Origin of the sequence: Streptomyces sp. NPDC001634 (assembly GCF_040298185.1) — a bacterium.
In the GTDB taxonomy this organism is placed as follows: Bacteria; Actinomycetota; Actinomycetes; order Streptomycetales; family Streptomycetaceae; genus Streptomyces.
Genome location: NZ_JBEOZU010000010.1, coordinates 74,146 through 94,345 on the forward strand (window position 1 = coordinate 74,146; position 20,200 = coordinate 94,345).

15 protein-coding genes and 4 pseudogenes are annotated in these 20,200 nt (G+C 68.7%); 9 read left to right on the top strand and 10 right to left on the bottom strand.

Features of this window, described 5'->3' with window-relative positions; translation table 11 throughout:
- The first annotated feature begins 269 nt into the window (after positions 1 to 269).
- The 3 genes and pseudogenes from ABT186_RS09025 to ABT186_RS09035 form a co-directional block, all read left to right on the top strand.
- Positions 270 to 1,244, top strand: a complete 975-nt coding sequence (locus ABT186_RS09025; RefSeq protein WP_351224222.1) for a sugar-binding transcriptional regulator — start codon at positions 270 to 272, stop codon at positions 1,242 to 1,244.
- Positions 1,245 to 1,575: 331 nt separating this feature from the next.
- Positions 1,576 to 2,163 (top strand): HAD family hydrolase, encoded by a 588-nt coding sequence (locus ABT186_RS09030; protein ID WP_351924281.1) that lies wholly within the window; start codon positions 1,576 to 1,578, stop codon positions 2,161 to 2,163.
- A gap of 259 nt (positions 2,164 to 2,422) precedes the next feature.
- Positions 2,423 to 2,941 (top strand): annotated as a pseudogene (locus ABT186_RS09035) (ATP-binding protein); the annotation flags it as partial.
- 1 nt (position 2,942) lies between these two features.
- Here the strand turns inward: ABT186_RS09035 and ABT186_RS09040 are convergent.
- The 6 genes and pseudogenes from ABT186_RS09040 to ABT186_RS09065 form a co-directional block, all read right to left on the bottom strand.
- Positions 2,943 to 3,125, bottom strand: a complete 183-nt coding sequence (locus ABT186_RS09040) for a hypothetical protein (protein ID WP_351224226.1) — start codon at positions 3,123 to 3,125, stop codon at positions 2,943 to 2,945.
- A gap of 113 nt (positions 3,126 to 3,238) precedes the next feature.
- Positions 3,239 to 4,978: a subtype B tannase gene (locus ABT186_RS09045; protein ID WP_351224228.1), complete on the bottom strand. Its 1,740-nt coding sequence runs from the start codon at positions 4,976 to 4,978 to the stop codon at positions 3,239 to 3,241.
- Positions 4,979 to 5,214: 236 nt separating this feature from the next.
- Positions 5,215 to 6,011, bottom strand: a pseudogene (locus tag ABT186_RS09050) (transposase family protein).
- Positions 6,012 to 6,212: 201 nt separating this feature from the next.
- A pseudogene (locus ABT186_RS09055) lies at positions 6,213 to 7,311 on the bottom strand (IS110 family RNA-guided transposase).
- Between the two features lie 743 nt (positions 7,312 to 8,054).
- Positions 8,055 to 8,477, bottom strand: coding sequence for a DUF4345 family protein (locus ABT186_RS09060; RefSeq protein WP_351224230.1), 423 nt, complete (start codon positions 8,475 to 8,477; stop codon positions 8,055 to 8,057).
- Between the two features lie 40 nt (positions 8,478 to 8,517).
- Positions 8,518 to 9,249: an SDR family NAD(P)-dependent oxidoreductase gene (locus ABT186_RS09065; RefSeq protein ID WP_351924368.1), complete on the bottom strand. Its 732-nt coding sequence runs from the start codon at positions 9,247 to 9,249 to the stop codon at positions 8,518 to 8,520.
- 26 nt (positions 9,250 to 9,275) lie between these two features.
- Between ABT186_RS09065 and ABT186_RS09070 the strand changes: the two genes are divergently transcribed.
- Positions 9,276 to 9,569, top strand: coding sequence for a CAP domain-containing protein (locus ABT186_RS09070; RefSeq protein WP_351924285.1), 294 nt, complete (start codon positions 9,276 to 9,278; stop codon positions 9,567 to 9,569).
- Between the two features lie 601 nt (positions 9,570 to 10,170).
- Here the strand turns inward: ABT186_RS09070 and ABT186_RS09075 are convergent.
- Positions 10,171 to 10,788 carry a TetR/AcrR family transcriptional regulator gene (locus ABT186_RS09075; RefSeq protein ID WP_351224234.1) on the bottom strand — a complete coding sequence of 206 codons (618 nt, stop codon included), beginning with the start codon at positions 10,786 to 10,788 and terminating at the stop codon, positions 10,171 to 10,173.
- A gap of 126 nt (positions 10,789 to 10,914) precedes the next feature.
- On the opposite strand from ABT186_RS09075, the gene ABT186_RS09080 reads away from it, so the two are divergent.
- Both ABT186_RS09080 and ABT186_RS47910 read left to right on the top strand, forming a co-directional pair.
- Positions 10,915 to 11,907: a substrate-binding domain-containing protein gene (locus tag ABT186_RS09080; RefSeq protein ID WP_351224236.1), complete on the top strand. Its 993-nt coding sequence runs from the start codon at positions 10,915 to 10,917 to the stop codon at positions 11,905 to 11,907.
- A gap of 105 nt (positions 11,908 to 12,012) precedes the next feature.
- Positions 12,013 to 12,165, top strand: a pseudogene (locus ABT186_RS47910) (IS630 family transposase); the annotation flags it as partial.
- Positions 12,166 to 12,421: 256 nt separating this feature from the next.
- Here the strand turns inward: ABT186_RS47910 and ABT186_RS09085 are convergent.
- Positions 12,422 to 13,519, bottom strand: coding sequence for an IS110 family RNA-guided transposase (locus ABT186_RS09085; RefSeq protein ID WP_351224238.1), 1,098 nt, complete (start codon positions 13,517 to 13,519; stop codon positions 12,422 to 12,424).
- A 508-nt stretch (positions 13,520 to 14,027) separates the two neighbouring features.
- Entirely contained in the window at positions 14,028 to 14,162 is a 135-nt protein-coding gene (locus tag ABT186_RS09090; protein ID WP_351224240.1) for a hypothetical protein, read from the bottom strand.
- Positions 14,163 to 14,322: 160 nt separating this feature from the next.
- Here ABT186_RS09090 and ABT186_RS09095 point away from each other — a divergent pair, with 160 nt between their 5' ends.
- Together ABT186_RS09095 and ABT186_RS09100 are read left to right on the top strand one after the other, a co-directional pair.
- Complete coding sequence (locus tag ABT186_RS09095) at positions 14,323 to 16,368, top strand: tetratricopeptide repeat protein (protein ID WP_351924287.1); 2,046 nt, start codon at positions 14,323 to 14,325, stop codon at positions 16,366 to 16,368.
- A 105-nt stretch (positions 16,369 to 16,473) separates the two neighbouring features.
- Entirely contained in the window at positions 16,474 to 16,791 is a 318-nt protein-coding gene (locus ABT186_RS09100) for a hypothetical protein (RefSeq protein WP_351224244.1), read from the top strand.
- Between the two features lie 15 nt (positions 16,792 to 16,806).
- Here ABT186_RS09100 and ABT186_RS09105 read toward each other — a convergent pair whose 3' ends face one another.
- A complete protein-coding gene (locus ABT186_RS09105; RefSeq protein ID WP_351224246.1) occupies positions 16,807 to 17,397 on the bottom strand; it encodes a hypothetical protein in 591 nt (196 codons plus the stop codon).
- Between the two features lie 327 nt (positions 17,398 to 17,724).
- Here ABT186_RS09105 and ABT186_RS09110 point away from each other — a divergent pair, with 327 nt between their 5' ends.
- The gene (locus tag ABT186_RS09110; RefSeq protein ID WP_351924289.1) at positions 17,725 to 20,124 is read left to right on the top strand and encodes a hypothetical protein; all 2,400 of its coding nucleotides are present in this window, start codon (positions 17,725 to 17,727) and stop codon (positions 20,122 to 20,124) included.
- The last annotated feature ends 76 nt before the right edge of the window (positions 20,125 to 20,200 follow it).

Below are 20,200 nucleotides of genomic sequence, written 5' to 3' on the forward strand. Positions count from 1 at the left end.
CCGTTTGGGCGGGCTAATGGGGGACAGTAGACGGAAGGCTCGGTCACATGTCAATGAGTGCGCCCATATGGGCGCGCCCGCTGCCATGGCACCCCTGATCGCAGCGCACCGGGCTCCCACATGCCGCCCATCCAGCCGAGGCATCGCCCACCTGAGCACATACGCACGACCTGAAGGCGAAATACGTGCCCAGATGAGAAGACTGCGCTCATGCGGGCACATCAGGTATCGTGTGGCTCGCGTACCCGTGCTTCGTGAGGGGGACCTCCATGGGACCGACCGACATGCTGCGAGCCGCAGCCCAGGGCTCCATGGGCCCGACCGAGATGCTGCGAGCCACCACCATCGCCCGGCAGTACTTCCTGGAAGGCCGGTCGAAGGTCGACATCGCCCAGGAGTTCGGCATCTCGCGCTACAAGGTCGCGCGCATCCTCGACGAGTGCCTCGAGAAGGGCATCGTGCGCATCGAGATCGCCACCCCGACCGCAGTGGACGGCGAGCTCTCCGAGCAGCTGCGCCGCACCTTCGACCTGCAACACGTACTCGTCATCAAGACCACCGCATCCGACGCCGCCACCCTGCGCCGCGAGCTGGGGACCGCCGCCGCCGCCCTGCTCACCGAGGTCGTGACCGAGGACGACATCCTGGGCGTCAGCTGGGGCCGGACCCTGCACGCGATGGCCCGTTCACTCACCAGCCTGGCCCCCTGCAGCATTGTGCAGATGACCGGCGTCACCGGCACGGTCAGCGCGAACTCGGCCGATCTGGTACGACGGCTGGCCGCCGTCTCCAACGGCCCCGTCTATCCCATCTACGCGCCCCTCGTGGTCTCCGACGCCGCCACCGCGCAGGCCATCCTCACCCAGCCCGGCATCGCCGCCGCGGTGTCGCGATTCGGCTCCATCACCAAGGCAGCCGTGGCCATCGGCAGCTGGGACGCCGAAGGATCCCAGCTCTACCCGCTGCTGGAACCGAAGACGCTCGCCGCGCTGTCGTCCGAGGACGTGGCGGCCGAGGCGTGTTCCATCCCCCTCGCAGAGGACGGAACGCCCGTCGACCCCGACCTCGCCAGGCGGACCATCGGCATAGGGTTCGACGCGCTCCGCCGCATCCCCGAGGTCATCGCCGTGGCCGGCGGCGAGTCCAAGGCCCGAGCTATCCATACTGTCCTGAACAGCGGACTGGCCCACTCCCTGGTCGTCGACGACCGGGCCGCCCGGCGTGTGCTGGCCCTGCATACCTGACAGCCCCAAGCCGCGTCGGCGAGGCATCCAGCCCTATAAGCAAAGAAGTGTGGGTCCTCCGAGCCAGGAGGTGAACCGTGAAGCCCACGACCAGGGATCATTCCGCGCCCAGCGGGGAGCGGCCGGCCGAGCCCGTCGACGCGGTGCTGTTCGACATCGGCGGCACGATCTACGACGACGAGCGCTACGTTCAGGCGCTGTACCGGGCGGTCGCCGAGTTGGCCGGAGACGTCGACGAGGCCGAATTCTGGGGGCTGTACGACGCCGAACGCGAAGGCGGCAGCAGACTGCTGCGCACCCCATCGCCCGACGGTTCGTGCCCGGCGGGGACGTGGCGCTGCTGCACCGGCACATCGTTCAGCACGGGGAGTACCCGGTCGAGGCGCTCTACCCCGATGTCGGGCCGACCCTGCACGCGCTGGTGCACCAGTACCGGCTCGGCGTCGTCTCCCTCTCCCCGCCCCAGGTGTGCAAGGCGCTACGCCGCGACGGCCTGGACAGGCTGTTCGACGCGATGGTGCTCGGGGGCGAGCCCTTCGAGAAGCCGGATCCCCGCGCGTTCCTTGCCGCGCTGGATCAGAGGGGGGTGCTCCCTGCACGCGCCGCCTATGTCGGCAACCGGCTCCACGCCGGCATCCGGCCCACAGCGCGGCTCGGTATGCGCACCGTGTGGATGCTGCGCGGCGAGGCCCCGCCGGCGCCGACCCGCAGCCAACTCGAGGAGCCCGACGCGGTGATCACCTCACTGACCGGGCTGCCGATGGCTCTGGCCCGGCTGGCGAACCGCCATGCCGGCGGCGACGCGCGTGCGGGGCATGTCGACCGCCGCCGTCGACATCACCGGGCAGTACCGCACCCGGCAGCGGCTGTCCATCGTGAACGCGGGCCAGCGTCCGCATCGGCAGCACACTCAACGTGACGCGGACTGCTCAGGAGCTTGCGGACGTAGCCACCGAACACTTCGCCGACTTCGTCAGCATCGACCTGTTCGAGCCCGTCTTCCACGGCACCGAGCCGGAGCCCCGGCCGGCCGCCGAGCCCGTCGTCCTCCGCCGAGCCGGAGCCCCGGCCGGCCGCCGAGCCCGTCGTCCTCCGCCGAGCCGCACAGCAGTCCGTCCTGCACGGCTGCCCGGAGTCGGTGGTCAAACCCGGGCAGACGGACCGCTGTCCCGAGGACTCTGACGCGGCTGCGCCACACCCTGCACGACGCCCCATCGGCCCTGGAAGACACCTGCGACAAGGTGTTGCAAGCGCTGCTCCCCGACACCCCCTCCGATGACGTCGCCCTGCTCCTCGCCCGCCCCCAGACCCTCGCCGCCTCTCACGTCGCGACCTGGGAGCTGCCCTCGGATCCGGCAGCGGTAGCCCGCGCACGCCGACTGACGGCCGATCAACTCGCCTCCTGGGCACTGGACGAGACATCCTTCATCACCGAACTGGTGGTCAGCGAACTCGTCACCAACGCCATCCGATACGGCCAACCACCCATCCAACTGCGCCTGATCCACGACACCGGTCTCATCTGCGAGGTCTCCGACGCCAGCAGCACCTCACCCCACATGCGGCGAGGCCGCACCTACGACGAAGGCGGCCGCGGTCTGCTCCTGGTCGCCCAGCTGACCGAGCGCTGGGGCACCCGCCACACCACGTCCGGCAAGACGATCTGGGCCGAACAGACCCTTCCCGCACACCATTGAGTCACGTGCGCGGGGCACCGAACTTGTTCGGCAGGACCCGCACGGAACGGGTCGCGGGAGAGGCGCGCCACAGGAACGTGACGGCCAGGTGGTCCTCGCTGCCGAGGCGGTCGGGGCCGGTCAACGGCGTACCCCGGCGGCATACGTCCACCCAGAAGCCGTCCACGCCGCGAGGGCTGTTCATGCAGGCGAACGCCACGCTCGAGTCCAACTGGTCGCTTCATGATCTCCGCCACGCTCTGTCCCGTCATCGATGGACCTCGTGATGTGTCCGAGGGCGGGCGGGGTCGCTCCCCGTCACGCCACGGAGTAGCCGGTGAGCTTGGTGATCCAGGTGAACAGGGCCGGGGCGTCGTAGTTGACCGCGTGGCCACCGTCCCAGTAGAGGGCGGAGTTGACCTCGTCGCCGAGTCGTGTGGTGATCGCTGCCAGGTTGCACACAACGGTGTGTGAGGTGTTGGTGTCCAGGGTTCCGGTGCGCAGCCACCAGTGCCGGGCGCGGGAGGGGTTCTTGTTCTCCAGGTGGTACATCGGGTTCATCTGGTTGAGCTTGGCCGGAAGGTCGCTGTCGAGCCGCGCGCTGCTGTTGCCGGAGGCGTGCCGCAGGCTGTAGAGGGTGAAGTGCCGGGCGTTGGTGGTCGCGTTGCCGTATTCGATGTTCTCCGCGGCGGACAGGTCGAAGGTGTCGAAGGCGGGGGCGGTCTTCATCCGGGTGCCGACATGCTTGAGGAAGTCCTCCCAGGTGAACGTCGCCTTGCCGCCGGACCAGGTGATCCAGGTGTTCTTCTTGAGGTAGGACGTCCGCTCGGATGCGGTCAGGGTCTTCGTCAGCGCTGTGGTGGCTGCGGGGATCAGGTACTCCTTCATCATGTAGGAGGAGTAGTTGTCCGTGGTGAGCGTGCCGAAGCCGTTGATGCCGGGCAGCGCGAGCTGCTGGAGGTAGCTGGTGAACTGCTTCTTGAGCACGCCGGAGATGGTCTGGTCGACGGTGCTGCTCCCGCTGCTCGCGGAGCTGGTGGGACTGCTGCTGGAGCTGCCGGGGCCGCCCATCGACTGGTAGGTGAGGGTGCCCCACATCCACTCGTACTGGCCGTCCGAGTGCTCCAGGTCGGTGATGGGCGAGTAGCAGGCGGACAGGAAGACGTTGTCATCCGCGTCGGCCGCGCCGAGCGCCTTGAGCTCCGCGTCGTACAGGGTGCTGTTGCCGGACGCGCCGACCAGCGCGGACAGCGCGCCGCCGGCGCTGCCGCCGGAGGTGATGATCCAGTCCTTGTTGCCGGGGATGCGGTCCTTGTTGTGGCGCAGATAGCGCAGCGCGGCCTTGAGGTCGACGATCGCGGCCGGGGCCTTGCCGTAGTACGTGCCGTTGGAGCCCGACCACTTCTGGTCGCGGCCGCGGCAGCCCGGCTCCACCACGACGTAGCCGTGGGCCAGCGCCGTCTCGCCGTTGTCGTAGCTGCTCCAGTAGCTTCCCATCGAGCTGCCCAGGCCCGCCGAGGAGGCCCCCGCAGCAGCACCGCCCGCGCCGCCCCCAGGTGGCGCCGAGCCGCTGGGGGCGCCGGATCCGGAGCCGCCGGCCGGCGTACTGCCCGAGCTCGATTTGCCGGAGCCGAAGCCGCCGCCGAACGAGCCGGCGGACATTCCGCCGCCTTGTGCGGTCGCGCCCCACGTGGAGGACGAGGTGTAACCGCCGACGTTGATCGCGAACATGATCGGCGCCCTGGTGGCGTCGACGGCCTTGCCGTCGATCGCCACCGGCACGCTGACGTTCAGCGACTGGTACTTGTAGTTGACCGGGTGCTGGACGTAGACGTTGTTCTTGTAGAAGCGGTACGTGACCTTCTTCGAACCGCTTCCCGTGTTCACCGTCTTGGTCAGCGTGGTATAAGAGCTGGAATTGAAATCCAGCGAATAGGTCTTCGACGAACTCGACGAGGAACTCGGCGAGGACGACCCGGAACCCGAGTCGGTACATCCCGCGACCACCGGGATCAACGCCGCTCCGGTCATCGTCTTGAGCACCGATCTGCGCTGCACGCTGTTTTCCTCTCTGTCTGTGCTTCCATCCGCCGCTCCCCGTGGTGAGGCTGGAGGAGAGATCAGCGTCATCCGAGATTTCATGGCAGGACCTGCAGCCGACTTGAACAGGCCGATTGCGTTCCTTGCCGGCGAAGAGTCAATGCATTTCGCATGAGAATTGATATCTGGCCCAACTGTGCCACCGCTGTTGGAAAACTGTGAGGACGATAAGCTCTCAAGTCGTTGAACCTTTCTCATCCTGATCGCCAGGCGGTCTCGATGGCGTGAACGGCGGCAACGGTCCGGCTGATCCGGTTGGTGCGGGCCTTGCGGAAGATCCGCCATTGCTTGAGGCGGGCGAAGGCGCGTTCTCCTGGTGCCCGCAGCCGGGCGTGGTCGCGGTTGAACTGGGCGTACTTCTCAGGAAGGTCTCGGCCGTAGTAGGGGGTGCGTACGGTGGCTCCGGCTCCGCGGTAGGCCCGGTCGGCAAGGACGAGGAGCTGACGGGACAGGCAGGCCTGGATCACACCGGGTGCGCGGGCCGCGGTCAGTCGTGCGTGCGGCCGGACAGGGCCCGTGAGAACCACAGCGGTGTCCCATCCGGGGCGGCCACGACCTGCACGTTCATCCCGTGGCGGCGGTGCTTCATCGAGTAGTACGGCTCGTCCGCCGTGATGCGGTCGGTGCCGATCAGGGTGCTGTCGAGGATGACGAACCCTGCCGGTGGCAGTTCGCGCAGGGCCTCGTGCAGGCTTGGAGCGTGTTGGCGAGGATCTCGACCGTCTCGGTCACGTACCGGCCGGCGGTGGCGGTGGAGACGCCGAAGGCAGCTGCGACCTGGGCCACGGTCTCGTCTTCTTGCGTAGGTGGACCAGGACGAGCAGGGCCTGCCGGAAGCAGCCGAGTCTGCGCCAGCGGGAGTTCAGCTCACACCTTCGGGCGTAGATGAGCCAGGAAACGTGCTCAACGACCTCATGCGGGACGTCGAGCATGGCTCGATACGGGACCAACAGGGTTCCTGTGTCGAGATGTTGATGAGTGAGATCACCAGCGCAACGACCGGGAGCCCTGCCGCGTTACGAACCCGCCGCCAGCCGACATCACCCATAGACCACAAGATGAGAAGGGTTCAGTAACACGAACTGTATGAGGAGCCGAGCGCGTCATGCGCGCAAGCACAGTCGCCACTAGACGAAGCCCCCACCGGAGTGCTCTGGTGGGGCGCCTTGTCACAGGCGCTGTCACACTGCCCCTATGACGGGGGTTGCGACTGCACAGGTCTGACCAGGTGGAAGACCTCCCGGCCCGCGTAGCGCTTGAGGCTGCGGACTATCTCGCGCCGGGTCTTCCCCTCCCTGCTGCGGCGTTCGTAGTACTCCTGGGTGCGCGGGTCGACGCGCAGGCGGGTCTGCACGATCCGGTGCAGGGCCGCGTTCGCTTGCCGGTCCCCGCCCCGGTTGAGGCGGCGGTGCTGCCGACTGCCCGAGGAACGCTCGACGGGGCTGACCCCGCACAGCGCCGCGAAGGACGCCTCACTGCCCAGGCGTTCCGGGTTGCCCCCGATCGTGATCAGCAAAGTGACGGCCGTGTCCGGACCGATGCCCACCACCTCGAGCAGCTGCGGAGCGTGGTGCTCCACCAGCCGGGTCAGGCGGCCTTGAAGGTCCTGGATCTCTTCGCTGAGCTGCCCGATGCGCCGGGCCAGGAGACACAGCGTCACGTGGGTGGCGTGGAGCACCGATCCCTCGCCGGCCTCGTGGTTCAGGCTGTCGTCGACGAGCCCTGCGCAGGTGCGGAAGAGCTCTGCGTTGCCCAGCCCGGCCAGTTCCTCCCTCAGCTGCGGATCGGCACGGATGAGGACGGCCTTGAGCTGGTTGATCGCCTGGGTGCGGGCCTTGACGGCCGAGTCCTTGGCCAGCTTGTACATCCGGGCGATCTCCACCGGCCCATCGCCCGCCTTGGCCTGAGCACACACCCGCCCGCTCAGCACCGCCCGGGCCGCGTTCTCGGCATCGAGCGGGTCCGACTTGCCGCGCCGACGGCGGTCGGCCCGGTCGAACCGATTCACATCGAGAACGTCCACGCCCTGGGCCAGCAGGTAGCGGGACAGGGCCGCCCCGAAGGAACCGGTCCCTTCCACTCCGGCCCGCCGCACCGTACCCGACGCCCTGGCCCACCCCAGCAGGTCTCGGTATCCAGCCGCGCTGGCCGGGAACTCCTCGGTGCCGATCACCTCCCCCACCAGGGAGAGCACAGCGGCCACATGGGCGTCCCGGTGCGTGTCAACTCCCAGGCACCTCCCTCGCCGGTCGCCGCCGGTGAGGACGCGAAGCGGTGGATGTGCCGGTCATGCTCGTTCCTTTGCAGGCCGACGGCTTATCGCGTAGCCGACACCGGGCCGCGCGGACGGTCAGAATCGTGATGAAGCCTTTCCGGCAAGCCCCTATCGAGACACGCCCGGCCAGCCCGAGACCAGCAACGCACCGTCCCCCGCCGGTGATCGACACAGTGTGAGCAGGACACCCCGGTCAGAGATCTCAGGAGTCAGACCCGCCGCAGGACAGCACCCGCCCATTCTTCTCATCGCCACAGCCCCTCGCCGTGGGCCCGCGCAAGATGCTCAATCCCGTCTCAGAATCAGCCTGAATCGACGCTGGGCCGACCACAACAGATCACGAAGGTCGACATCACGTTCAGCTCTCAGGGGAGGCCGGCCCACGGCGCTGGCGCATGGTGGGGCGTTGGTTCCGACCACCGCGCGGGGTCAGCGCGCTTCCCCCATCAGCGACCTGCCGCTCGGCAGAATCAACGATCAGGTGAACCCCGCCCTCGGGTGCGGCAGTCGATCGCAGCGAATCGGAGTGAGTCGCTTTGGGCTTCATCGATCAGGTACCGCCTGCCTCGGCCTCGCACTATGCCGGGATCACTCAGGCCATGCTGTCGGGTATCTCCCGAACCATGTCGAGGGGGTTTCCGGGTGCAGAAACGCCAACCGGCAGACGGTCTCTGAATCCCAGCCGGTTGTTGCGACAAAGCCGGTCCCATGCGGCCACCCGACCCGGACATGCCGGTGTGCCCGCCCAGGATCGCTGCCTCAGACAGCAAGTGGCATTCGTCTGGTCCTGAGTACGGTGGAGTGCGCCCCGACGATGACGAACGCGAGGATGAACTCCAGGGCACCGAAAGAGAGGAATTCCGCCGGCCGGTCCGGCAGCCCGTTCTGGGCGATGGAGAGCACCCGCCCGAGGGCCCCGAAGAAGATCGGGACAGCAAGGAAGTAGACGAGGACCCCCTGCGAACGGATCGTTACCGCCGCCCAGAAGAACAAGGGAGCCCAGCCGACGTAGACGCCGGCCATGAAACGGTGCACGTGGTCCGCGGTCACATCGCCCCCAGGGGCTCCCCGCACTATCTGCAGCGTGGCACCGGCGAGGATGATGGCAGTTGCCAGCGCCAGACAGACGCGGACGATGGTCTCGGCTCGAGTGAGAGGAGTGAGCCCGGGGGTGGCAGCCATGAAGGTTCCTTGCTGGTCTCGGAGTTGACGGATTTGGTGGTCATGCCTGCTCGGCGGGGCGTACGAGCAGCTCGGCGACGGCCACGTGCCGGGGACGGGTGACGATGTAGCCGACCGTGTCGGCGATGTCCTGGCTCTGCAGCCGCTCGATGTCACCCAGAGAGGAGGCGATGTACTGCTGCACAGCAGCGGGGTTGTGCGTGCGCAGTTCGGTGTCGACGCTGCCAGGCTCGATGACGGACACACGGACATGCTGCTTTGCCAGTTCCTGGCGCAGCGCCTCGCTGAAGCCGGTGACGCCGAACTTCGTGGCGGTGTACACCGCCATCATTGCGTAGGCATTGCGGCCGTTCAGCGAGCTGACGTTGACGATGTCGGCGACCTGGCGCGGTTCCTCGGCGGCGGCCTTGACCAGGTGAGGGACGGCCGCGTGGGTGGTGTACATCAGGCCCATCAGGTTGATGTCGATCATGCGCCGCCAGTCGTTCAGATCCGCACCTGAGGCGGGACCGAGCAGCATGAGACCGGCGTTGTTGACCAGGATGTCCAGACGCCCCAGGCCCTCGACGGTCCGCTCGACCGCCTCCGTGGCGGCCTGGGAGTCGGTGATGTCGGCGGGCACGACGAGGGCCTGCCCGCCGGCGGCGGTGATCTCTCCGGCGAGGTCGGTGAGGCGGTCCTCGCGCCGGCCGACCAGCGCCACGTCGGCGCCCTCGCGGGCAAGCTCCAGCGCGGTGGCGTGGCCGATACCGCTGGAAGCCCCGGTGACCAGGGCAACGGTTCCTTCATCTCGCGCCGTTGCAGTTCAGCACCGGCCTGGGAACGAGTTCTGGGCGACACACCGAAACCATGGCCGCCGGTTGTGGCCTGCAGCACCAATGTCCGGGCGAGCCGTCGCTCGGCGACCGCGAGACGGCGGCCGGCGTTCACTGGGGAACCGCCGGCGAAAACATCGGCGAGGGCGGCCCGGTCGCCGAAACGCAGGCGAACATCACGGGCATGGCCGTCGGGCTCACGAAAGGGATGCTCGCCGAACAGCCCCCAACGACGGACACCGCCGCAACATCCTCAACCCGGACTTCCACCACATAGGAATCACCGTGCTGCGCGACAGCGGGGGAGTGTCTGGATGACCCAGGACTTCTCCGACTAACAACGGCCAAAGTGACGAGCAGAGTTGTCGCCCCGGAGCGGGGAGTCGTCCCCGCCATTGAGCCATGCATCCGACGCGGCCACACTGCGCGGCGATCTCGGGACCGCCGCCGCCTTGCTCACCGAGATCGTGACCGGGGACGACGTCCTCCGGCATCAGCTGGGGCCGGACCCTCTACGCGATGACTCGCCCGCTCACCAGCCTGGCCCCTGCACATCGCCGATGAGCGGGGCCGCCTGGTGTAGATATCGGCCGCCCGCCCAGCCGCACCCACGACATCACCGCCGCACGGACTCGGACACCTGGGCGAGGAAGCTGACGCTCGCATGGCCGGAGGGCGGTTCATCGCCGCGAAGCGAAGGGGCGGGGACAACCAACGGCTCGGCAGCCGGTCTCCCTGACCCTTCGAGGAGCCCACCCCCTGTGCGGCTGGGGCCTCCACCGGCGACCGGCAAACACGCGCTCGGCGCGGGGATCAATGCGTCATTGTCCGTCCGCCGTGATGCCGGTGTCGCGCCGCCTTGGCGCAGTGATAGCCCATCACAAGATCAGCCCGACGTGCAGGTCGTCTGCGAAGCCGGCCGTGTCCGTGAGTCCGAAGGCCACGCGCTGGAGCAGGAGTCCGTGCAGCAGCCCCATCACCACGCGCGCTGCGCGGTCCGGGTCCATGGCGGCGGGCACCGTGCCCGCGGCCCGGCCGCGGCGCAGAGCGTCGGCGACAGTGGCGCGGACCTTTTCGAAGCCCTCCGCGGCCGGGCCGCGTACCTCGTCGTTGCGCAGCACCTCCGCCCACGTCTGCACGACGCAGCGCAGCAGTTCCTCCACTGCGACCTCGTGCCCCGCCGCGTCCTGCACCGTCTCGCCGCTGATCGTGCCGAGCGCGGCGGCCACCAGTTCCGCGACGGACGGGGCGTCCGCACTCTCGGCCAGCCGCTCAACCGGTTCGAAGATCAGCCGGAACGCGTCGCCCGCGATAGCGAGGATGATCTCCTCCTTGCTCGTGAAGTAGCGGTAAGGCGCGCCGGCCGAGACGCCTGCCTCCGCGGCGATGTCCGGCATGGAGGTCTGGTGGAACCCGTCGCGGGCGAAGCAACGACGGGCCGCGGCGACAATCTCCGCACGCTTCGCCTCGCGGCGCTCGGCTGTGATGCGCGGCATGGTCGCCTCCTTCATCGTGAATGAACATTCATCTTGACAGCTCTACCGTTCCGGGAAGACCCTAAAAGTGAACGGTCATTTACGGAAGCGGGCCACTCCGCGGGCTCCCGGAGGGGAGATCCACTGATGAGCACCAAGCTGAGCATCGGCGTCTACGCCTACGAGCACACCGAGGCACTGTTCGACGGCCGGGTCACGGTCGACGGGGTGGACGCGACGTTCGAGACGGCACCGCTCGTGTCGGACATCTTCCGCCGCGCCGTCGAGGGACACTACGACCTCGCCGAGTTCGGTCTCACCTACTTCCTGCGCACCTTCGACCTCGACGACGCGCCGTTCCTGGCGCTGCCGATCCTGCCGAACCGCAACTTCCGCCACTCGGCGATCTTCGTGAACACCGCCGGCGGGATCGTGAAGCCGCAGGACCTGGCCGGCAGGACCGTCGGCGAGTTCGCTCTCTACGGCCACGACGCCGGGGTCTGGCCGAAGGGCATCCTGGCCGACGAGTACGGCGTGACCCCCGACCAGTGCCGCTGGGTCATCGGCGGCACCAACCACCCCATCCCCGCCTTCGACTGGGTCCCGCAGCCCGTCCCGGACGGCGTCGACGTGCGCCAGGCGGAGGACGGCCAGACCCTGGGCGCCATGCTCGAATCCGGCGAGATCGACGCACTGATCTCCGTCGATGTACCGCAGGCGGTGCTGAACGGCTCCCCGAAGGTCGCCCGCCTGTTCCCCGACTACGAGGCCGTGGAGCGTGACTACTACCGCCGCACAGGGATCTTCCCCCCTATGCACATCATCGCGATCCGCAGGGAACTGACACATCGGCCGGGCCTCGCACGGGCCGTGTACGACGCCTTCACGCAAGCCAAGGTACTCGCCGAGCGCAAGTACCTCGACGACGCCACGAAACAGCACATGAGCGTCATCACGCCGTGGTTCAGCACGCTGTTCGAGGAGAACCGTCGGCTGCTCGGCGACGACTGGTGGCCCTACGGCGTCGCCGCGAACCGCAAGGCCATCGACACCTTCTTGCGCTACCACCACGAGCAGGGCCTGTCGAAGCGAAAGCTGACGTGCGAGGACATCTTCGTGCCGGAACTCCTCGACACCTGAGTCGAGCGGCAACGGCGTTTCGGGCTTGTCGATCCGAGAACGCGAGACTGGTCGTCGTCATGGCCGCCTGCCGATTGGCTATGACCAGCACTTTCGCACCAGGCCCTGCGGTACCCCAATGGCGGTGGGCTGACGGCCGAGGAACGGGCTCGGCGTGAGCAAGTCCGGCTCGCAGCCGCCTATCTGATCGAGGCCGGAGCCGGCGACCGGGAGGTGGCCCGACGGTTCAGGGTGACCAGGAGGTCGGCAGGCCCCTGGCCTCCAGGGGCCCCGGCAGTGCCACCTCCAGAGGCGTTCGACTTTGCGGGGGCGAAGGCTATGACCTGTTGGTCGCCAAGGGCCCGGGCCGCATCTATCGCAGGCGTGTGTCATCACTACGCCCTCGCGTCAAGTGCTTGCCGGAGGAGACCCCGGGGGGCGGTGCCACCGCCGGAGCTGCAGCACACCCGCTCGGAAGCGCCCTCCGGCCGCGTCTGCAGGGGCTTGCCGTCGAACGCCTTCCTCAGAGACCCCCCTATAAGGGGGTGAGGCTGGATACCGACCTGACCAGGTTGAAGACTTCTCGGGCGGCATATCGCTTGAGGCATCGAATGATCTCACGCCGGGTTTTGCCCTCCTGAGTGCGGCGTTCGTAGTACGCCTGGGTGCGGGGATCGCAGCGCAGCCGGGTGAACACGATGCGGTGCAGGGCGGCGTTGGCCTGGCGGTCGCCGCCACGGTTGAGCCGGCGCGTGCTCCGCCGGCCCGACGAATACTCGACGGGGCTGACTCCACACAGGGCGGCGAAGGACGCCTCGGAGTTCAGCCGCTCGGGATTGTCCCCCATGGTGATCAGGAGAGTGGCGGCGCTGTCCGGACCGATGCCCACCGGTACGAGTAGCTGTGGAGCGTGGTGTTCGACGAGCCGGGTCAGGCGTTGGTTCAGCTCATCGACCTGCCCGGTGAGCTGTTCGATGCGCTCGGCCAGCATGCGCAACGCCATGTGGGTGGCCTGGGCCACCACGTCATCGTCGCCCTCACCGTCACGTAGGCCGAGGCGCGCACAGGTGCGGAACAAGTCGGCATTGCCCAAGCTCGACAACCGCTCCCGCAGGGCGGGGTCGGCTATGACCAGAACGGCCTTGAGCTGGTTGATCGCCTGGGTGCGAGCCTTGACCGCGGAGTCCTTGGCGAGTTTGAACATCCGGGCGCTGTGCACCGGACCGTCGCCGGTTTTTGCCCGGGCCCCGGCGCGACCGCTGAGCACGGCCCGCGCGGCGGCCTGTGCGTCGATCGGGTCCGACTTGCCAAGTAACCGGCGGGCCGTGCGATCGGGCCGGTTCACTTCATACACCTGGACGTGCTGGGCGAGCAGGTAGCGGGACAGGCCCGCGCCGAAGGTGCCGGTGCCCTCCACACCGGCCCGGCGCACCGTACCCAGCTCGCGGGCCCAGACGAGCAGCCGACGATAGCCGGCCGCCGTGGCCGGGAAGGGCTCGGTGCCAAGGACCTTCCCCAGCGGGGAGACCACGGCCGCAACATGAACCTCGCCGTGCGTGTCCACGCCCAGGACGACCTCGCCCCGAGTGGGAGGATCCGTGCTGGAGGAGGTGCTGCGTTGTCTGGTCGTCATGGTGGTTCGCCTCCCGGGTGATGACGTGCTGGGTGGATGGCACCGGCCTGCGCGGGCGGTCTGAACCGTGATGGCGCCTGAAGATCGGCAAGGCCCCTATTGGGACACGCCCTGTGGCTCGGTACCTGCAGGCGCCATCCCGCAACGACAGTCGACAAGCCCGTGACTGGACACTTCGGTCATAGATCTCATGAGTCAGACCCCCGTCCGGGACAGCACTGCGTAACCGTCCCATTGGCCCCGGCACACCGGCACGAACCGATCACAGCCGCATGGCTTCGAACGAACCGGCGCTCAACGTGGCTTTGACGCGCTGACACTGTGTTGACTACTCGCCCATTCGTCACCGGCATTGACGAACGGCTTGTGGCCCTGCGGAGCACTGTCGCGGGCGCGGGATCGACTTGCCCGACCCGTCGATGCCCGGTCTCGGCGAGCTCCTTGCGCAGCTGAGCGGCCCGCTCCCCCAGCATTGTCCGTGCCTCCCGACTCAGACACTCCACGAACATCATTTCGCTGGGAAAGCGTGAGTGAGCAGCAGGTCCAGCAAGGCTCGGGTGGCGCCCTGGGCGATGCCGGTGACAGCGGCGCGGATGAGCTGCAGGCGTTGACGGCGGGTGAGGGGGTGATGCTTGTCGGACATGGCGGCCTCCACAGGAGTTTGAACGAGGTGATGGGTCGTCCGAGTCACTACTCTGATCGTGCCGAGAGTGTCCTGGACGAGATGCGACCGGTCGCAAGCGCTGGTGCGTCTTCGGGCCGGTGGGGGCTCGTGCGGGCAGGAGCCGGGGAGGGACGGTGCGATGAGTCGCGATGGGGCCGGGCCGTCCAGGGTCCGTCGGGCGCGGCCGGTGGCGCAGGCGCGGGTCGCCCCGGGGCCGTTGCACGATCTGAAGGCTCTGCTGTATCGGCTGTATGTGGAGGCCGGGGCACCCACGTTGGAAGAGATCGCCCGCCTGGCACGGGAGGATCAACGCCTGCCCGGGGCTCCGTCCCGTGACGGCGTACTGCGGGTGCTCTCCAAGCCGGAGGTGCCGGCCAACCAGGCGGACGCGGTGGCGGTGGCGGTGGTGCTCGCCCGCCTGGCCCGCTGGGACGCCGCAGATGCCGCCCGCCGGGTCCGGGATCACTGGGTAGCGGCGCGCCTGCACCCGGCGGAGGCGTTGCGTACGGTCGCGCAGTGGGATCCGGTGCGCCTCGGGGTGCACCCGGCGATCGAGGCCGATGACACCACCCCACACCGGGATGCCGGAGCCATGACGTCCTACGTCGAGCGCGAGCACGACCAGGTGCTGCGTGAGCGCCTCGCGCAGGCGGTCGGTGGGCGGGCGGTGTTCGCGGTGCTGGTCGGGGGTTCTTGCACGGGCAAGACCCGCGCCCTCTACGAGGCGGTGGCGGCGGTACTGCCGCGCTGGCCGCTCCTGGTCCCTGGTCATGCGGCGCAGCTGGTGGAATGGGTGGCGCAGGACGCGGTCGACGCGGACACGGTGCTGTGGCTCAATGAGACCCAGCGTTTCCTGCCTGAAGCGGGCGCGGTGCTGGCGGAGCTGCTGCAGCGGGTGCGTCCGCTGGCCGTGGTCGGCAGTATGTGGCCGCAGTACTGGAACGCGCTGGTCGCCCCGCCGCATCCGGGCGGCCCGGCGGCATCTGTGGACCTGAGGGCGCAGACCAGGACTCTGCTGGAGGCGCACGGCCCCCGAATCGCGGTGCCTGAGCGATTCGATGCCACGGACACTCAGGTGCTGGATGTTCTGGCGCGAGATGACGGCAGGCTGCGTGCGGCCGCTTTGGCCGGGGCTGGGGATGGGCGGGTCATCCAGCACCTGACCGGCGGTCCGGAACTCGTGGAGTTGTTCGAGGACGAGTCGGGCGAGTTCTTCACACCGCTGGAACGTGCCGTGATCAGCGCGGCGCTCGATGCCCGGCGGTTGGGACACGCCTCGCCGATCCCGCCGACGCTGCTGGCCGAGGCTGCGGCAGGGTATCTGTCGGACCGCGGTTTGGTCAGCGACGATCCGCAGTGGGCCGAGACCGCCCTTCGGGCGATCTGCCGTGACCCGCGCAAGCATGTCAACGGCGCGATCACCGCGTTGACCGAGCAACGCGTCGCACCCGGGGTCGGCCCCGCGGACGGCTACAGTCCCGCGGACTACCTCGACCAGCACGCACGGCGGACCCGGGAGCGCAAATGTGCTCCAACCGCGTTCTGGGATGCGGCCGAACGTCATGCTCGCACCACCCGTGACCTCGGTGACCTGGGTGACTCCGCCCGCCGGTGCACCAGACACGACGTGTACGCCGAGCGGCTCTACCTCCGCAGCATCGCCGCCGGCGACGCCCAGGGGCTGCTGCATCTGGCTGTCATGCGGGAGAGCGCCGACGAAGTCGAGGAGGCCGAGCGGCTCTACCGCCAAGCCGTCGATGCCGGCGAATCCTTCGGGCTGGAACAACTGGCACGGCTGCGAATAATCGTGGGGGACTGGGCGGCAGGCGAGGTACTCGCCCGTCAGGCCGCCGCCGCAGGACACACCACAGCGCTGAGGCTCCTGGCTGTGCTGTGGGATGGCAGCGGCAGCGACCCCGACAAGGCCGAGGGCCTGGCTCGCGAGGCGCTCGGTGCCGGAGACGTAGGCGGGCTGGTGGATCTGGTCAGTAGCCGGGCGCGGGCCGGGGACTGGGAGCGAGCCGAACGGATGGCCCGCGAAGCGGCCGGCGCCGGAAATCCCTACGGGCTGGTGAACCTGGCCATGAGCCACGAGAGGGCGGGGGACTTGGAGGCCGCCGCACGGCTCTACCGCCTTGCGGCTGACGCGGGATACAGGGGCAGCCAAGGCCCCGGATCTGAGTGAACCCTGACGCTCGTCGACTCCCGCAACAGGAAGTCGGTGGCGTCAGCTACTGCGGCCCTTGTCACCAGCCGTCCGATCGGCGTCTGGGCCTACTAGGCTCGCGTCATGGCCGACGATAGCGCGGGGCGAGTGGAGGTCGTTCATCGCCCCGGAGATCCGCAGAGTGCGCCGCTGCGGGTGCGGGTCGGGGACGAGGTCGTGATCACGCTGCATGGTTCGCCGGGCTATGGCTGGGCTCCAGTGGAGATTGTCGCCGGACCGCTGACGGTCGTCGCGGCGCAGACGACCGAGGGGACCCTCCGCGCCGTGGTGCGGACGACCGGTCCCGGAGAGGCAGAGCTGCGGTCGACGTCGTCGTTTAGCGGAGACCGGTTCGGGCCGCAGACCCGGTTGTGGCGGCTGCAGGTGCGTATCGATCCGTAGCGGGCGTACGCACGGCTACGGGACGACGGTCAGCGTCAGCTGCCAGGGCCGGGACGGCGGGCCGTGCGGGTCGGGGGTGTAGGTGTCGGCGGAGGTGAGGGTGGCGGTGCCCGGGGAGTCGGCGCGGGCGGTGGCGGAGCAGGTTCCGTCGGGCGCGACCTGGTTGCCGAGGACGGGCACCACGCTCGGGGTGGAGCTGGTGACCGGTGCCCATCGGTAGTTGTCGGGCGGGCGCAGAGTGACCTGGATGCGGGTGCCGACGTGGACGCAGGTGCTGCGCAACGGGTTGTCCGAGGCCGGGTAGAACACAGAGACCGTGCCGCTGAGGCACAGGCCCGTGCCGCCGGCGGACGTGGTGGTCGAAGTACCGGGAGGTACCGAGGCCGTGACCGTGCGGCCGGGCGCTGCGGAGCCGCTGACGGAGGAACCGGAGGCCGCCGACGACGCCGCTGACGACGAACTCGCCGAGGACGGCTGGGCGGAGGAGGATACCGGCGACCCGCTCGGGGCCACGGAACCGGCTCCTGTGCCGGATGCGCAACCGGCCGCCAGGGCCGCCAGGACGAAGGCTGCGAGGAACCGGACGCCGTTGCGGTGCTGTCTCATGGTGCCCCCAGGCGGAGTTCGGGGAGGCAGGGCAGGCGTTGGACGCCACCGTGTTCCAGCGGGTTCCCGGAGGGAGGGACGGCTACGCCGTCGCCTCGTCCACTGTCCGGATACCGCTCTGCCGATACAGGGGAAACCCTATGTCTTTACTGTGAGTTGGCTGTACTCCGTAAATTCTCCGTTGCTTCAGGCCACACGGGCTCCTTCCCTCTTGTTGTGTGACATGTCCGGTGCAAGCATCCCGGATTGCGAACACGCGCTCCATCGGCGTGAACGTCCTTCTCCCCACTGTGCCGAGTGAACCCCGGCCGCCCGAAAGGATGTTCAGTGTCCCGATCCAGACACAGACGCGGCCGGATAGCCGCGCTCACCGCGATCCTCACCGCTGTTCCCGCCCTCTGGCTCTCCGCCCCCGCGGCCCAGGCCGCCCTCCCCGCCCCGGACGCGTCCACCGCTCCGTCGGCCCACCGCTCCGCGGACACCGGTCCCGCCGTCCGGCACGACAAGTCACCCACGCTGCGCTCCATGGCCGCCCACGCCCACCACGGCCACGGCCACGGCGGCAAGAAGCAGCAGGACGACGACCCCGGCGAGGAGCGCCTCCCGCACCCGCCCGCCTCCCACACCCCCGACCCGGTCGTCCAGTCCAGCCCCGGCGGCCCGTCCGCCCCTTCCACCGGCTCGAACTTCGAGGGCATCGGCGCCGGCAACTACTCCATCACCGGCGTCCCGCCGGACCCGAACGCCGCCGTCGGCTCCACGCAGATCGTCGAGACCGTCAACACCGCCTACGCGGTGTACTCCAAGTCCGGTGCCACTGTCCTCGCCCCGACCAACACCAGCACCCTGTGGTCCGGGTTCGGCGGCTCCTGCCAGTCCACCAACGACGGTGACGCCGTTGTCCGTTGGGACACCCTGGCGAGCCGCTGGGTGGTGACGCAGTTTGCGAACGTCTCCTCGTCCTCGGGCCCGTACTACGAGTGCGTGGCCGTGTCCGCGAGCGCGGACGCGACCGGCAGCTACTACCGTTACTCGTTCCAGTACTCCAACTTCCCCGACTACCCGAAGCTGTCGGTGTGGCCGGACGCGTACTACATCACGTACAACATGTTCACCGCCTCCGGCAGCTTCCTGAACGCCGAGGCGTGCGCGCTGAACCGCTCGGCCATGCTCACCGGCGCGAGCGCCGCCCAGCAGTGCTTCACCACCTCGTCCTCCTACGGCGGCCTGCTCGGCGCGGACCTGGACGGCTCGACCGCCCCGCCCTCCGGGGAACCGGAGCTGATGGTGGGCCTGGGCACCACGAGCACGACGCTGGCGTACTGGAAGTTCCACGTCGACTGGACCACGACGTCCAACTCCACCTTCACCGGCCCCTCGACGCTGACCGTCGCCTCGTACACGACGGCCTGCGGCAGCTCCGGCACCTGCATCCCGCAGTCGGGCACCAGCCAGCAACTCGACTCGCTCTCGGACCGGCTGATGTTCCGGCTGGCCTACCGCAACTTCGGCGATCACGAGTCGCTGGTGGTCAACCACGCGGTCACAGCGGGCAGTTCGGTGGGCGTGCGCTGGTACGAGCTGCGGCTTTCGGGCGGCAACCCGACCGTGTACCAGCAGGGCACGTATGCGCCGGACTCGACGTACCGCTGGATGGGGTCGATCGCCGAGGACAAGGTCGGCAACATCGCGCTGGGCTACTCGCAGTCCTCGTCCTCGGTGCATCCGTCGATCCGCTACACCGGGCGGCTGGCCGGGGACACGCTCGGCTCGATGACCCAGGGCGAGGTCACGGCGATCACCGGCGGCGGCTCGCAGACCACCTACAGCAGGTGGGGCGACTACACCTCAATGTCCGTGGACCCGGCGGACGACTGCACCTTCTGGTACACGAACGAGTACATCCCGTCGAACGGGAACTTCAACTGGCACACCAGGCTGGCCTCGTTCACGCTGCCCAACTGCGGCTCCACCGCGAGCAACGACTTCTCGATCGCTGTCAGCCCGGCCTCCTCCAGCGTGGCCGCCGGGTCCTCGGCGAGCACCACGGTCTCCACCGCGGTGACCTCGGGTTCGGCGCAGTCGGTGAGCCTGTCGGCGTCCGGGCTGCCCAGCGGGGCGACCGCGACCTTCAACCCGACGTCGGTCACCGCGGGCGGCTCCTCGACGCTGACGGTGGCGACGTCCTCGTCGACGCCTGCGGGTACGTACAACATCACCGTGACCGGCACGGGCGCGTCGGCCACCCATACCGCGACCTACACGCTGACCGTCACCTCCGGCAGCGGTGGTGGGATCACCAACGGCGGCTTCGAGGCGGGCAGTTTGACCGGCTGGACGTCGGCGGGGACCACGTCGGTGGTCAGCTCCGGGGCGCACAGCGGCACGTATGCGGCCCGGGTCGGCGGCACGTCGCCGACCAATGGTGACTCCTCGATCGCCCAGACGTTCACGGCGCCGTCCGGCACGAGCACGCTCGGCTTCTACTACAACGTGACGTGCCCGGACACGCTCACCTACGACTGGGCCACGGCCACGCTCAAGGACAACACCACGGGCACGACCACCACAGTGCTGGCCAAGACCTGTGTGTCGTCCTCCGGCTGGATCCAGAAGACCGCGTCCATTACCGCCGGGCACAGCTACACGCTCACGCTCGTCAGCCACGACGACAACTACACCGGTGACGCCACGTACACCCGTTACGACGACGTGACCCTGTCCTGATCTGCATCAGGCAAGGGACCTGTTCCTGAAGCGTCGCCCCTGGTGGGCGGACCATCGACCGTGCGTCGGCGGTCCG

Bases quoted from the DNA above. Each gene is read 5' to 3' on its own strand.
- ABT186_RS09040 (WP_351224226.1), bottom strand. From the start codon at position 3,125: ATGAACAGCCCTCGCGGCGTGGACGGCTTCTGGGTGGACGTATGCCGC.
- ABT186_RS09090 (WP_351224240.1), bottom strand. From the start codon at position 14,162: ATGTCCGACAAGCATCACCCCCTCACCCGCCGTCAACGCCTGCAGCTC.
- ABT186_RS09075 (WP_351224234.1), bottom strand. From the start codon at position 10,788: ATGCCGCGCATCACAGCCGAGCGCCGCGAGGCGAAGCGTGCGGAGATT.
- ABT186_RS09095 (WP_351924287.1), top strand. From the start codon at position 14,323: ATGAGTCGCGATGGGGCCGGGCCGTCCAGGGTCCGTCGGGCGCGGCCG.
- ABT186_RS09060 (WP_351224230.1), bottom strand. From the start codon at position 8,477: ATGGCTGCCACCCCCGGGCTCACTCCTCTCACTCGAGCCGAGACCATC.
- ABT186_RS09085 (WP_351224238.1), bottom strand. From the start codon at position 13,519: ATGACGACCAGACAACGCAGCACCTCCTCCAGCACGGATCCTCCCACT.
- ABT186_RS09100 (WP_351224244.1), top strand. From the start codon at position 16,474: ATGGCCGACGATAGCGCGGGGCGAGTGGAGGTCGTTCATCGCCCCGGA.
- ABT186_RS09105 (WP_351224246.1), bottom strand. From the start codon at position 17,397: ATGAGACAGCACCGCAACGGCGTCCGGTTCCTCGCAGCCTTCGTCCTG.
- ABT186_RS09025 (WP_351224222.1), top strand. From the start codon at position 270: ATGGGACCGACCGACATGCTGCGAGCCGCAGCCCAGGGCTCCATGGGC.
- ABT186_RS09080 (WP_351224236.1), top strand. From the start codon at position 10,915: ATGAGCACCAAGCTGAGCATCGGCGTCTACGCCTACGAGCACACCGAG.